At 55.5% G+C, this 12,527-nt stretch carries 13 protein-coding genes; 6 read left to right on the plus strand and 7 right to left on the minus strand.

Annotated features, from left to right (window positions below; genetic code table 11):
* Positions 1–20 precede the first annotated feature (20 nt).
* The gene (locus tag ACN08Y_RS04445) at positions 21–611 is read right to left on the minus strand and encodes a biotin transporter BioY (RefSeq protein WP_419111956.1); all 591 of its coding nucleotides are present in this window, start codon (positions 609–611) and stop codon (positions 21–23) included.
* A 339-nt stretch (positions 612–950) separates the two neighbouring features.
* Here ACN08Y_RS04445 and abc-f point away from each other — a divergent pair, with 339 nt between their 5' ends.
* On the plus strand, positions 951–2,501 hold the full coding sequence (gene abc-f, locus ACN08Y_RS04450; RefSeq protein WP_419099808.1) for a ribosomal protection-like ABC-F family protein: 1,551 nt from the start codon (positions 951–953) through the stop codon (positions 2,499–2,501).
* A 579-nt stretch (positions 2,502–3,080) separates the two neighbouring features.
* Here abc-f and ACN08Y_RS04455 read toward each other — a convergent pair.
* Positions 3,081–3,812 (minus strand): metal-dependent hydrolase, encoded by a 732-nt coding sequence (locus ACN08Y_RS04455; RefSeq protein WP_419111957.1) that lies wholly within the window; start codon positions 3,810–3,812, stop codon positions 3,081–3,083.
* A 276-nt stretch (positions 3,813–4,088) separates the two neighbouring features.
* On the opposite strand from ACN08Y_RS04455, the gene ACN08Y_RS04460 reads away from it, so the two are divergent.
* Together ACN08Y_RS04460 and ACN08Y_RS04465 are read left to right on the plus strand one after the other, a co-directional pair.
* Positions 4,089–5,435 carry a uracil-xanthine permease family protein gene (locus ACN08Y_RS04460; protein WP_419110457.1) on the plus strand — a complete coding sequence of 449 codons (1,347 nt, stop codon included), beginning with the start codon at positions 4,089–4,091 and terminating at the stop codon, positions 5,433–5,435.
* A complete protein-coding gene (locus ACN08Y_RS04465) occupies positions 5,432–6,022 on the plus strand; it encodes a xanthine phosphoribosyltransferase (protein ID WP_419099744.1) in 591 nt (196 codons plus the stop codon). Before ACN08Y_RS04460 ends, ACN08Y_RS04465 begins: the two co-directional genes overlap by 4 nt.
* Positions 6,023–6,070: 48 nt before the next feature.
* Here ACN08Y_RS04465 and ACN08Y_RS04470 read toward each other — a convergent pair whose 3' ends face one another.
* The 3 genes from ACN08Y_RS04470 to ACN08Y_RS04480 all read right to left on the minus strand — a co-directional run bounded on the left by ACN08Y_RS04470 (position 6,071) and on the right by ACN08Y_RS04480 (position 7,845).
* Positions 6,071–7,033, minus strand: coding sequence for an SURF1 family protein (locus ACN08Y_RS04470; RefSeq protein ID WP_419111958.1), 963 nt, complete (start codon positions 7,031–7,033; stop codon positions 6,071–6,073).
* 72 nt (positions 7,034–7,105) lie between these two features.
* Positions 7,106–7,354 carry an acetone carboxylase gene (locus tag ACN08Y_RS04475; protein ID WP_419099742.1) on the minus strand — a complete coding sequence of 83 codons (249 nt, stop codon included), beginning with the start codon at positions 7,352–7,354 and terminating at the stop codon, positions 7,106–7,108.
* 2 nt (positions 7,355–7,356) lie between these two features.
* The gene (locus ACN08Y_RS04480) at positions 7,357–7,845 is read right to left on the minus strand and encodes a DUF3099 domain-containing protein (protein WP_419111959.1); all 489 of its coding nucleotides are present in this window, start codon (positions 7,843–7,845) and stop codon (positions 7,357–7,359) included.
* Between the two features lie 169 nt (positions 7,846–8,014).
* Here ACN08Y_RS04480 and fabG point away from each other — a divergent pair, with 169 nt between their 5' ends.
* Positions 8,015–8,722: a 3-oxoacyl-[acyl-carrier-protein] reductase gene (gene fabG / locus ACN08Y_RS04485; protein ID WP_419099740.1), complete on the plus strand. Its 708-nt coding sequence runs from the start codon at positions 8,015–8,017 to the stop codon at positions 8,720–8,722.
* Between the two features lie 387 nt (positions 8,723–9,109).
* On the plus strand, positions 9,110–9,850 hold the full coding sequence (locus ACN08Y_RS04490) for an SDR family oxidoreductase (protein ID WP_419111960.1): 741 nt from the start codon (positions 9,110–9,112) through the stop codon (positions 9,848–9,850).
* Between the two features lie 91 nt (positions 9,851–9,941).
* Here ACN08Y_RS04490 and ACN08Y_RS04495 read toward each other — a convergent pair whose 3' ends face one another.
* Together ACN08Y_RS04495 and serB are read right to left on the minus strand one after the other, a co-directional pair.
* On the minus strand, positions 9,942–10,724 hold the full coding sequence (locus ACN08Y_RS04495) for a lysostaphin resistance A-like protein (protein WP_419111961.1): 783 nt from the start codon (positions 10,722–10,724) through the stop codon (positions 9,942–9,944).
* On the minus strand, positions 10,669–11,607 hold the full coding sequence (gene serB, locus ACN08Y_RS04500; protein ID WP_419111962.1) for a phosphoserine phosphatase SerB: 939 nt from the start codon (positions 11,605–11,607) through the stop codon (positions 10,669–10,671). Before serB ends, ACN08Y_RS04495 begins: the two co-directional genes overlap by 56 nt.
* A 133-nt stretch (positions 11,608–11,740) precedes the next feature.
* Here serB and ACN08Y_RS04505 point away from each other — a divergent pair, with 133 nt between their 5' ends.
* Entirely contained in the window at positions 11,741–12,526 is a 786-nt protein-coding gene (locus ACN08Y_RS04505; RefSeq protein ID WP_419111963.1) for an ABC transporter ATP-binding protein, read from the plus strand.
* Position 12,527: the final 1 nt, after the last annotated feature.

A 12,527-nucleotide genomic window follows, 5' to 3' on the forward strand; every position in this document is an offset into this window, starting at 1 on the left:
GTGTATATAGTACCCAAGCCTTAGCGGCCTGAGCCTGCTAGCGCGGGGAAGGCACGGTGCACCGAGAGGGCAATGGCTACGGCTACAGCGCATTTGATGAGGTCGCCGGGAACGTAAATCATGGCAGCTGCAAGGGCGGTGCCCAGGTCCAGGTGGGCATTGACCATCATGCCTGCTACACCGAAGACCTGAATAACTGCGAAGCCCGCTAACGCGGAGACTGCTAGGCCCAGAGCAGTAACCGCTTTTGAGCGGCTAGGCCCCAAGAAGCGGTAGGCCAGAAAGCCTGCTATAAAAGCGCCGGGAACAAAACCGAGAAGATAACCGAAGGAGGGGGAAGCTAGCACACCGAAGCCACCGCTACCACCGGCAAATACGGGCAGGCCCAGCAGGCCCGCTAGCAGGTAGAGAGCTACCGAAAGACCGGCACGCCTAGCACCCAAGATGAGGGCAACGGTGTAGACCGCCAGGGTTTGTAGGGTAATGGGCACGGCAACCGGTCCGACCGGAATAGCGGGTAGAAGCGAGCAGGCGGCAATAAAGGCGGCAAAGATAGCTATGAGAGCGAGGTTGCGGCCCGGTTGAGCGGCGGTGGTATGGGGTGAAGTCATCATGTCCTCACTATAGGGGAGGCTGAACACCCTTTAAAAATGGAGACTGCACTATCTCATATAGGAAAACCTCACCGAGAAATGCGGAATGCAGAGCGGATACCAGGAAGAAGCCGAGTTAGTGGATCCTGCGGGTATCTTAAACCCAAAAAATCTCTTATTCCGCGCATGAGCTAGATCCTCCAAGTATCGAGTCTTCTGGCTGTAGAATGGTGAGCTGGCATTCAGGGAGCTATCGTTGCCTTTCCTGTGCCTCTCTTTTCATTGTCATACCCTAGGGAGTTTTACCCCGTGCTATCTGTTTCTAACCTTGAACTGCGAGCAGGTGCCCGCCTGCTCATGGAGGATGTTAACTTCCGTATTGATAAGGGTGACAAGGTTGGGCTGGTTGGCCGTAACGGTGCGGGTAAAACCACTATGACCAAGGTGCTGGCCGGGCTGACTCTGCCTGCTGACGGTACCGTTAGCAGGGGTGGGACTATCGGCTATCTGCCTCAGGACCCCAAGGTCGATGATATGACCCAGCTCGCTAAGGACCGTATCTTCTCCGCTCGCGGGCTGGACGGTGTTGCCCGTAAGATGCGTCAGGCCCAGGAGATGATGGCCAGCGAAGACCCCGCTGAGCACGCCAAAGGCATGCGCCGCTACGATCGGCTTGAGGCAGAATTTATTGCCGGCGGCGGGTATGCTGCCGAGTCTGAGGCCGCAACCATCACTGCTAACCTTGACCTGCCAGAGCGTGTGCTTAACCAGCCGCTTTCCACCCTCTCCGGCGGTCAACGCCGCCGCGTGGAGCTAGCCCGTATTCTCTTCGCTAACGCCGACACAATGTTGCTCGATGAGCCCACCAACCACCTGGACGCCGATTCTGTGGTCTGGTTGCGTGACTTCCTCAAGAACTACCAGGGCGGGATCCTGGTCATTAGCCACGATGTTGAGCTCATGGAGCTTGTCGTCAACAAGGTTTTTTACCTGGATGCTAACCGCTGTGTCATTGATATCTACAATATGGGCTGGAAGAACTATCTGCTGCAGCGGGAACAAGATGAGGCCCGCCGTAAGCGCGAGCGCGCCAATGCACAGAAGAAAGCTGGCGCTCTCATGGAGCAGGCTAACAAAATGCGCGCTAAGGCAACCAAGGCGGTTGCGGCCCAGCAGATGATTAAGCGTGCCGAAAAGCTCATGCGCGGCCTGGAAGATGAGCGTCGTGTCGATAAGGTTGCCGCTATCCGCTTCCCGGACCCTGCTCCCTGCGGCAAGACCCCGCTTTCCGCCGAGGGCCTTTCCAAGAGCTATGGTTCGCTTGAGATTTTCACCGACGTGGATCTGGCGATTGACCGTGGTTCCCGTGTGGTGGTGCTGGGCTTTAACGGTGCCGGTAAAACAACGCTTTTGCGTATGCTGGCTCAGGCCACCCAGCCTGACACCGGTGAAGTCATTTATGGTCACGGTGCTAAGGTCGGCTATTTTGCTCAGGAACACGAAATCCTGGACGGTGAGCGCACTGTTTTTGAGAATATGAAGTCTGCGGCCCCTGATTTGGACGATACTAAGGTCCGCACCATTCTGGGGTCTTTCCTCTTCTCGGGCGACGACGTCGATAAGCCCGCCGGTGTGCTCTCGGGTGGGGAGAAAACCCGCCTGTCTTTGGCGACCTTGGTTGCATCGTCAGCTAATGTGCTTTTGCTCGATGAGCCCACCAACAACCTTGACCCCGCATCGCGTGAGGAAATCCTGAACGCCTTGAAGAATTACCAGGGGGCAATTGTCATGGTTTCTCACGATGAGGGTGCGGTTGAGGCGCTGGACCCAGAACGTGTACTGCTGCTACCTGATGCGGTAGAGGATCTGTGGAGCAAGGAATACCAGGATCTGATCTCACTGGCATAAGGGGTGCAATCACCGGGTAGGTTCTGTGGCCTTACGCGGGGAACCATAAATGGTCCCTACCAATATGCCTGTGTGTCTCTTTCTTACGAGTCTTAGTCGTTATGCAGGTCACGTGGCATGGGATCAGTAATGTGTGATTGTTGGGTTTGGGGCCAAAAAACCAAATATCACGAAACGGTAACGTCATCTCTTGCCTAGTAAGCCCCAGAGCAATGAGCGTAGAGTAAATACCAGCCCTCGAGGCTAATAACCCCGAGTGCTTATCAAGAAAAACCACCCCGCCGATGTGGTGGAACCACCGGCTAACGCAGGCGTTAGCTAAGAACCTTGAAAGGAAGATTCTATGCTCGAATCACACGACGTACGTTACCCTGAAATCGCCGAAGAGGGCACCGAGGTAGACGTTTTTTGGACTGAAGACTAGGTCAATCACCGCACGTCGTCTTTTGTTTTGCTTCAGTACATTCCATGTGTGCTTCTAGGCTCATAGGTAATTTGCGTGAAGGGGGCCGGAGTTCTTACTCCGGCCCCCTTTCTTTGCCTCTGTCATGGGCTAGCATCTGAGGGCACGCCCGGTACCTACCTATCAGAGATGAATTGGCTGATGAGCTCGCCAGGGGGCAAATGGGTGATGCCCAGGATCGTCAGCGCATAAAGCCCGACATAAGAGGCCAACAGTCCTGAGAAAATATTCTCACGGTTACTGCCAGCATCCCCTAGCACAGGTAGCGCCATATACCCGCTCCTGCGCCACAGAGGGCTGGGAACCAGAGGCCTAAGTGTTGCAGGCCAGAAGGGGTTTACTCCGCGGGTGGTAAGTGCATCACCCACAATATGGGCTGTGGCCCCGGCCAAGATTGCCCAGGGCATCGTAGCAAAAGAATTGGTGTAGATAGTACCCGCCATGACCACCAGCGCACCAGCCCAACCGCCAGGCGCTCTAAAGGTGCGCAGAGCAAGCCCACCCGCAAAGCCAGCCAGCGCCAAAGCGAGGAGTGGTACCCCTGCGTAGGTTAAGCGGTTGGCGCTAAGAGCTAGCACCCAAAAGAAAGCCAGGCCTATCAGAGAATGGGTGCCTTTGCGATGGCCGCCTGAGATTTTGGCAACCAGCCGTACAACCCACCGGCTGACAGGGGGTATGGAATGTGCAATTGACCCGTTGTGGTGATCGATATCGGGTAGCATGCCTGCACCAGCGGCAGCCAAAGTGGTAACGGCGAGCGTGGCGGGATCATCAATTCTGATAATCCCGGATTCATTCAGAGCAAGCCAGGCAGCTGCTGCGCTGATTGAGTGTGAATACCCCATCATGGCGGGCTGAACCTCCTCATGAAAAGCAAAACACCACCCTAGCACATATTCGAAAGTATGTTCTAATAGGATCGGAGGGGCGGGCAAGATCCTCCTTGGGCGGTTATGCACTAGAGTTTTTCGCCTAAGCAGGCAGAGAGGACAAGCCGAAAAGACCTGACATAAACCTTGTCAGTTTGCCCGGTAGAGGAGTTCGACCGGTAGGATTAACCCTGTCCTCCACCGCCTGGTAGCTCAAGGCGATTTTTCTGTTAACTTCACATCGAAAGTCCTCCGTTGAACCAACATACCCAAGGGTCGGCCCACACGGCCCCTGCTGAAACTTCAACCGACATGCTCTACCAGCTAGACGACGTTCCGCCCCTGGGCGTCTCGATTTTACTGGCCCTGCAACATATTCTGGCCGCTTTTGCCGGTATCATCGCCGTACCCCTCGTTGTCTGCACAGCCTTGAATTTCTCCCTTGCACAAACCTCATTGATGGTTTCTGCCTCGATTTTTGTGGCAGGTATCGCCACTTTTATCCAGTCCAAGGGCATCGGGCCCGTGGGTGCTCGCGTCCCCGGCATGATGGGCACCGACTTCACCTTCGTTAACCCCACCATAGCGGTGGGTAGCCAGTTCGGCATGGCTGGTATTGTGGCGGCGACCCTTTCTGCTTCGCTGGTTGAGGTTATCCTCAGCCGCTTCATCAAGCCACTGATGCGGTTCTTCCCGCCACTGATAACCGGTACCGTGGTTGCCCTGATCGGTATCACTCTGCTCCCTGTCAGCATGGACTGGGCGGCAGGTGGTGTGGGCTCCGAGGATTACGGCTCGCTCCAGAACCTCACTATCGCCTTCGGCGTTATGACCCTCACCCTGGCGATTGCTCATTTTGGTCGAGGCATCCTCCGCGCAGCTGCCGTCTTTATTGGCATGGTTGCAGGCTACCTGGTCTGTATCCCTCTGGGTCTGGTCGATCTCTCCGTTGTGGGGGATGCCCCCTGGTTCGCGCTGCCGAACATCTTTGCTTACGGCTTCCACTTTGACTGGGCCTCTACCCTGGCCTTTGTCCCCGCCTACATTGTGTCCACCATCGGTACCGTGGGTATCATGATGGCTATCGGTCAGGCTTCCGGCCGCACCTTGGAGAGCAAACGCGTATCGAACGGTGTTCTAGCGGACGGCGTTGGCTCAGCTATGGCCGGTATTTTCGGCGCAGGACCGAACACTTCTTTCTCCCAGAACGTCGGCCTGATTGCTCTGACCAAGGTGGCCTCCCGCCGTGTCATGATTATTGCCGGCCTGATTCTGGCTGTGCTGGGTGTCTTCCCCAAGCTCTCAGCCCTAATTTCTGTGATGCCTCAACCCGTCCTTGGTGGTGCTGGTGTTATCATGTTCGGTCTGGTTGCGGCTCAGGGGATTAAGACCCTAGCCTCCATTGAATTGGGGGACCGTGAGCTACTCATCGTTTCGGTGGCCTTTGCCCTAGGTATTGGCGTGACCGTACGCCCCGGTATGCTGGCAAACCTCCCCGGCGCCCTCCAGATGATTTTCTCCTCGGGTATCTCAACAGGTACGCTGGTTGCTCTGCTTCTAAACGTGGTTCTATTCGACCGTAAGAAAAAGGTGAGCGCATGAAACTCCTGGAAGAACGCATCCGCAGGGACGGAAGAATCCTGCCCGGAAATATCCTCAAAGTTGACCAGTTCATCAACCACCAGGTGGACCCCCAGCTCATGGTGGAAATGGGACGCGACTTCGCTGAGCACTTCAAGGACGCGGGGATTACGCGGGTTCTTACCCTTGAAGTATCTGGCATTTCAATGGCTATGACGGCCGCCCTACACCTGGGCGTTCCCATGGTTTTCGCCAAAAAGATTTCTTCAAAGACGCTGTCTACCGACACCTACAATTCCAAGGTCTTCTCCTACACCAAGAAGATCGAATACGACATCCGGGTGGACAAGCGCTTTGTCACCCCCGAAGACAGAATCCTGATCATCGATGACTTCCTGGCCAACGGACAGGCCCTCCACGGTCTGACCCACCTGTGTGAGCAGGGCGGTGCTACCGTAGCAGGTATCGGTATTGCGATTGAAAAGGTATTCCAGGGTGGCGGTAAAGATTTCCGCGACCGTGGCTACGATGTTTATTCTCTGGCCATGATTGACCACTTCACCGAAGACGGTGTCGTCTTCAGCCACGAACTAGAGTCAAGCTCCTAGAAACACTCGGGCCCCACACCATCACACGGTGCGGGGCCCGAACTGTAACTAGAGGAGCTTATCGACCAGTGCGTCCTCTTCTTCCTCATCAGTGGGGCGTGAGCGCTTCTTGGGAGGCCTTGGCCGCACAATGGACTTCATATGTGCAGGCATATCGTCCACAAACTCCATACGGCGGCGAATAATTTCTTCGTCTACCTCGCCAATATAGTTGCCCTCAGTGTCATAGAACTGGCTGTAGTAAGCATCGAGTTCAGCGGCAAGCTGGGCGTCAAGCTCATCATTGCGCACCTTTTGGCGGGCAGACCAGAAGAAAGCAACATAGAACATAAGAGCGAAGCAGTACCACTGCACAGAGTAGGACAGGTTAGGGCCGTAATCCTGCTCCGGCTTATCCCTCTGAACCGGTGCGCTTGCGGGAGCCGGGCTTTCGCTGGCCATGACACCATAGTTGGCGGTAGCAAGGTCTAAGCCTGTGAGCTCAGCGATTTCTGGTAAATCGATGGAGGTTATCTGCCCCTTGACGGGCGAGGCCCCCGTATCAATTTCGCCCTCAACAATTCGTGCGGTTAGGGTAATCTCACCGGTGGGAGGCTGGGGAATAGGGGTAGCGGTTGCCGCCGCATCACCAAAAGCCGCTTCGACCCATCCCCGGTTAATAACGATCATCTGACCGGTATTTGTGCGGAAGGGGACCAGAACCTCGTAGCCGTTCAGCCCGTTATAGGGCCTATTGCGAACCAGTAGCTGTTGATCGGCGAGATAGGTGCCAGCCATCTCAACCTGTTGCCACCGCAAATCAGGGTGCGGGGAAGAGAAAAGCTCGGGGGAGTCTGCAAGGAGTATCGGGTCAGCATCATAGTTGAGAGATATTCGCTCGTTACTGAAATCCAGAGCCTCTTTGCGGCTCATCTGCCACTGGGCCAGGTAGAGGCAAATTAGCGAAGCAACCACAGTGAGTGCAAAAATACCAATCCATTTACCAGAGAAAAGAAACCCGTATTTTTTCATCACGTACCTTGCTGAATATGCGCTAAAGAGAGAACCAAGAGCCTATTGTACGGACTCAGCTGGCAACACACCCTAGGAGAGCGGGCGGGTCTGCTTCCAAAAACCGCGTGCCACCAAAAAATCTTGCAGATAGGCCGTGTGCTCGGTACAGGCCGCCCAAGTCTTGCGCCGATCGGGTGTATGGACTTTGGGGTTATTCCACAGAATCTCAGAGGTAGCCGCCGCCTGGCACCCCTTACGTGAACACTTAATGAAATCCGGCTGAGGAAGAGCCGATGATCCACTGTGCTGTGCCGAAGTCAAATTACCGAGTATATCCATGCTTACAGTCCTCCCTGCCTGCCGGAGGAAGAACCCCCGTCATCGTGCTCGTCCTCGACCAGCTCACCGTCAATAACAATAGGTCCATCGGTAGATACAGCTTCTTCCCCCGGTTGCCAATCATGCTCCGCCTGGTCCTGCCGGCTGATCCGCTCCTCCTGCGCCGCTGCAATAGCGGCCTGCTGCTCCGCCGGTAGGTAGGCTGTAAAACTTGACCCACCCTGCTGATGCTCGCCATTTGCCACCACAACCGCTAGCCAAGGGATAATTGCTGCCCCAGCTAAGAAAATCCACTGCCAGACACCCTCAACCATCACAGCCGCAATGATAAAGATAATGCGTAAAAACATCTTGAAGGCATAGCTTTTGGCGCGTGCACTCACACCTGTCGACTGGCGTTCTGCCGCACCAGTAATCTCAAATACCTCAGAATCACCAGAAGCGTAACCGGCCGCTTTCAAGTCCTCCGCAGTCCAATATTTAGCAGCCATATTTTCACCTCCCGGGCGCAGTTAAAGCTACTTCCACTAGTGTAACCCCAGTCAAACTAACAGAACCCGGCAGACTAAATAACACGCGTTTACCCGGTAAACCTGCCCCTGCCCACGCCAAACGCGTAAAATAGGGGCAGAAAAACAACCCCCACCCCAAGGGAAACCCATGAGCAACCAAACCGTACTCATCACCGGTGGCAACCGAGGCATCGGCTACGCCATGGCCCAAGCCTTCAAACAGGCCGGCTACCAGGTAGCTGTCACCTACCGCTCCGGTCAAGCCCCCACCGAGTTCTTCGCCGTCAAAGCCGATGTCACCGACGCCGCCTCCATCGACGCCGCATTCAGCGCCGTAGAAGCCGAATTCGGTCCCATCGGAGTCCTTATCGCTAACGCAGGCATCACCAAAGATACCCTACTCATGCGCATGAGCGAAGAGGACTTCACCTCAGTCATCGACACCAACCTCACCGGTGCCTTCCGCGTCGCCCAGCGCGCCACCAAGGGCCTGCTCAAAAACAAGCGCGGCCGCATCATCTTCATCTCCTCGGTCGTAGGCCTCTACGGCAACCCCGGCCAGGTCAACTACTCAGCCTCAAAAGCCGGCCTGGTCGGCATGGCCCGATCCATCACCCGCGAACTAGGCTCCCGCAACATCACTGCCAACGTGATTGCACCCGGCTTCATCCAAACCGACATGACCGACGCACTCTCCGACGAGATCAAGAAGCAGTACACCGACTCAATCCCCGCCCGCCGCTTCGCCACACCACAGGAAATTGCTGACGTGGCTCTCTTCCTGGCATCAGATGCCGCAAGCTACATCAGCGGGGCCGTGATTCCCGTTGACGGCGGTTTAGGCATGGGGCATTAGGGTGTTAACGGGAATCACATTCCGTTTGCTCCTGTGTGCTCGCTTGCTCGCACCCGCTGCACTCCATCCCGTTGACGGTGGTTTAGGCATGGGGCATTAGGGTGTTAACGGGAATCACATTCCGTTTGCTCTTGTGTGCTCGCTTGCTCGCACCCGCTGCACTCCATCCCGTTGACGGTGGTTTAGGCATGGGGCATTAGGGTGTTAACGGGAATCACATTCCGTTTGCTGGCTGATTAAAGCTGATAGGCCTCAGCCCACTCACCTCCTCACCGGTTCGCTAACGCCCTCACGCGATTCACGCCAGACCCAGCCCGTGGGCTTCCGGCATACCGGCCCTAAGCCAAGGCAGCAGCCAGACCAAAGCTATTGAAGAAAGAAAATTACATGTCACTTCAGAACAAAACCATCATCATTACCGGCTCCTCACGCGGCGTAGGCGCAGATACCGCCCAAATTCTTGCCGCCCAGGGCGCAAACATCGTCGTCAACTACCGCTCCAAGGCACCCCGAGCCCAGAAAGTAGTGGCAACCATTGAAGAGGCCGGTGGCTCCGCCATCGCCGTTCAGGGCGACGTCACCAAGGCCGAAGACGCTCAGGCCCTCATCGACGCCGCCCTTGAAGCCTACGGTTCCTTGGACTACCTGATTCTCAACGCCTCCGGCGGTATGGAATCCGGTATGCCCGAGGACTATGCCATGACCCTCAACCGCGACGCACAGCTCCGTCTGGCACGACTAGCCGCCGAAAAAATGACCCAAGGCGGCCGCATCGTCTTCGTGACCAGCCACCAGGCGCACTTCATTCGTGAGGTAGAAACCATGCCCGAGTACCAGCCGGTAGCAGAGTCCAAGCGGGCCGGTGAAGACGCTCTGCTGGCTGAGGTTCCTGCCCTGACTGAGCGCGGTCTATCGCTGGTCGTTGTCTCTGCCGACATGATTGAAGGCACCGTCACGGCGGCCCTGCTCAACCGCCTGCACCCCGGCGCTATCGAAGCCCGCCGCGAAGAAGCCGGCAAGCTCTACACCGTCAATGAGTTCGCTCAAGAAATCTCAAAGATGGTTACCGCCGACGTTGAAACCGGCCATATCGAGCTGGTCGGCGGAGCAGGCGGCTTCATCAAATAAACGTTAGCCCTCTCAAACCCAAAGGGTGTTCGCATACAGTACGCGAACACCCTATTTTGCTACGGACCTAAGTAACCCAAATAAGGATTTTCTACCTCGAAAAGGCTAGCAAGGTTAGGAACACAACCATACCATTGAGACTGATATGGCAGATAAGTGGTGCCCAGATACTGCGGTGAAAAGCTCTCAGCCAGGCTAACCCCGCCCCCAGGACAAAATAGTAAGGAATGAGCAGACCAAGGCCGTGTATAAATGCGAAGACAACACCACTCAAGATAACCGCAAGAACAGCAGAAAAACGAGTACGTAGCCAGCCCCAAAGGTATCCGCGTAAAAGCAACTCCTCCCACAATGGTCCCAAGAAAACCATTGATAGAACTGCGCATACTATTGATAAGGGAGAAGGCATGCTAGAAAGCAAAGTCTCTAACGACTTTCCTGGAGGACTTGTTTCTCTATCTACGAACGCATAGACGATAAATAACTGGAAAGTAAGGGCGGCTATAAAGATGAGCGGGCCCTGCCAGAAGACATGAAGAATCCGCAAAGAAGGCTTGCTCAGACCCAGAACATCCGCCCTTAAACAGTATTTCTTTTTCAGCCAAAACAACCAGGATAAAGAAAAACCCCCGACAAGGAGCATCGCAAACATAAGGGCCTGAACCAGGAGCTGGAGCTCCCACTGTAAGAACAAACATAGAAGGACAACCGCCCCAAAAATACACACAACAGTAGCGATAACACCTGCAACCGCAAGCCCTAAGTGTCTACCCCCAACCACTTGAGGGCTTTCAAAGACATTGATTCTTTTCACAGTGTTAGAGTCCCACGAAATGGCGCACAGCATCCAGGCGGGGGAAGGGGACCTGCGCATCGGCAACCTCGCGCAGGGCTTCTTTCGCGCAGTAGGCAACACCCAACTCAGCCTGACCTAGCATCAAAATATCGTTGGCTCCATCACCCACCGCAAGCACCTGCGAGAGATCAACCCCAAACTCCTGAGCCCATTCCAGCAAGGACTTACGCTTGACCTCAGCGGTAACAACCTGCCCGGTAACCTTCCCCGTTAGTGCCCCATCGTCAACCTCCAGCCTATTTGCCCGGTACCTGGTGAGGCTGAGCTCACCGGCCAGGGGAGCCAAGACCTGCATAAACCCACCAGAAACAACACACACGGCATGCCCTGCCTCCAAAAACAGGCTAACTAGCTCATGAGCCCCCGCAGAGAATTTCACACTCCCAGCAACTTGCGCAATAACATCCTCGCTAAGACCGGCAAGCGCGCAGACACGCTCGCGCAGGGACTGCTCAAAATCAAGCTCACCGCGCATAGCCCGCTCGGTCACCGCAGCAACTTCAGCACCACGGCCCGCCGCTACCGCCAACTCGTCAATAACCTCCTGGCCAATGAGAGTCGAATCAACGTCCATAACGAGGATTTTCTTCTCGGAACCGGTCAGGGAACATGGAACAAAGTTCACATGATACCCCCGCTCGCAGAGCGTATCTAAAGCTGCGACCTCTTGCCTGAGCCCGTCAATCTCACCGGCAGAATATTCCGCATCGGCGGTGTAGACCCAATACGCAGGCCCGGAGAGCTCACCTGCAACCGCGCATTCCTGCATATAGTCAGACTTGCCGTTGGTCAGCTGTAGGCCTTCAACCTCACCGAGAACCTGTAAGAACCAACCCTGATCAAAAGGTGGCGTGCTACTAGTGGCGGGGGCAAAGGCTACAAGGCGCATAGAAACACTCATGGCTCCCATTCTAAAAGTGTCAGCTAAGCCATGTTGCCAGCTAGTGCTCTGACACGCGATACGGATATAACCCTTTGGCTCCCCTTGCAACAAACTAGGCAGGTGAACCCAAAAGGTACTAAAGTTGGGTGCTATGGCATCAGTTCTGGATCTCAAGCACGTCACCGTCACTCGAAACGGCAAAAACCTTATTGACAAGATCACCTGGCAGGTAGATGAGGGCGAGCGCTGGGTCGTCCTCGGCCCTAACGGCGCTGGCAAAACTACCTTGCTCTCCATTGCGGCAGCGCGTCTGCACCCCACGCGTGGTGAGGTAGATATTTTGGACGAAATTCTTGGTGCGGTTGATGTCTTTGAACTGCGCCCACGGATTGGGCTTTCATCTGCTCCGGTAGCTGCTCAGATTCCCGGCAATGAAACAGCCCTAAACGTCGTTATTACTGCAGCTTACGGTGTATCAGGCCGTTGGAATGAAGAGTACGATTCCTTTGACGATAATCAGGGGCTTGTTCTGCTTGAGGACTGGGGAGTGGCTCACCTGGCTGACCGAACTTTCGGGTCACTTTCTGAGGGTGAGAAGAAGCGCGTTCTGATTGCTCGTGCGCTGATGACCGACCCCGAAATGCTGATTCTCGATGAACCCGGTGCGGGCATGGATATTGCTGGGCGGGAGGACCTCGTTAAGCGTCTGACCTATCTCGCTCAGGACCCTTATGCCCCCGCAACTATTCTGGTAACTCACCATCTTGAAGAAATCCCTGCGGGCTTCACGCACGCCCTCCTGCTGCGCGACGGCCAAGTCGTTGCCGCTGGGCCTATCGAGAGCACTCTGACGCAGGAGAACGTCTCAGCTACCTACGGAATGGATCTTGACCTCACAGTTCACCCCGGTGGTCGCTACTCAGCCTTTGCTCGCTAAA

The sequence above is a fragment of the Rothia sp. P5764 genome (genome assembly GCF_048512965.1).
Taxonomy (GTDB): Bacteria; Actinomycetota; Actinomycetes; order Actinomycetales; family Micrococcaceae; genus Rothia.

What these genes read in the sequence shown, in the direction of transcription:
- ACN08Y_RS04445 (WP_419111956.1), bottom strand. Translation starts at nt 611, where the DNA reads ATGACTTCACCCCATACCACCGCCGCTCAACCGGGCCGCAACCTCGCT.
- abc-f (WP_419099808.1), top strand. Translation starts at nt 951, where the DNA reads ATGGAGGATGTTAACTTCCGTATTGATAAGGGTGACAAGGTTGGGCTG.
- ACN08Y_RS04455 (WP_419111957.1), bottom strand. Translation starts at nt 3,812, where the DNA reads ATGATGGGGTATTCACACTCAATCAGCGCAGCAGCTGCCTGGCTTGCT.
- ACN08Y_RS04465 (WP_419099744.1), top strand. Translation starts at nt 5,432, where the DNA reads ATGAAACTCCTGGAAGAACGCATCCGCAGGGACGGAAGAATCCTGCCC.
- ACN08Y_RS04470 (WP_419111958.1), bottom strand. Translation starts at nt 7,033, where the DNA reads ATGAAAAAATACGGGTTTCTTTTCTCTGGTAAATGGATTGGTATTTTT.
- ACN08Y_RS04475 (WP_419099742.1), bottom strand. Translation starts at nt 7,354, where the DNA reads ATGGATATACTCGGTAATTTGACTTCGGCACAGCACAGTGGATCATCG.
- ACN08Y_RS04480 (WP_419111959.1), bottom strand. Translation starts at nt 7,845, where the DNA reads ATGGCTGCTAAATATTGGACTGCGGAGGACTTGAAAGCGGCCGGTTAC.
- fabG (WP_419099740.1), top strand. Translation starts at nt 8,015, where the DNA reads ATGAGCAACCAAACCGTACTCATCACCGGTGGCAACCGAGGCATCGGC.
- ACN08Y_RS04490 (WP_419111960.1), top strand. Translation starts at nt 9,110, where the DNA reads ATGTCACTTCAGAACAAAACCATCATCATTACCGGCTCCTCACGCGGC.
- ACN08Y_RS04495 (WP_419111961.1), bottom strand. Translation starts at nt 10,724, where the DNA reads ATGCGCAGGTCCCCTTCCCCCGCCTGGATGCTGTGCGCCATTTCGTGG.
- serB (WP_419111962.1), bottom strand. Translation starts at nt 11,607, where the DNA reads ATGAGTGTTTCTATGCGCCTTGTAGCCTTTGCCCCCGCCACTAGTAGC.
- ACN08Y_RS04505 (WP_419111963.1), top strand. Translation starts at nt 11,741, where the DNA reads ATGGCATCAGTTCTGGATCTCAAGCACGTCACCGTCACTCGAAACGGC.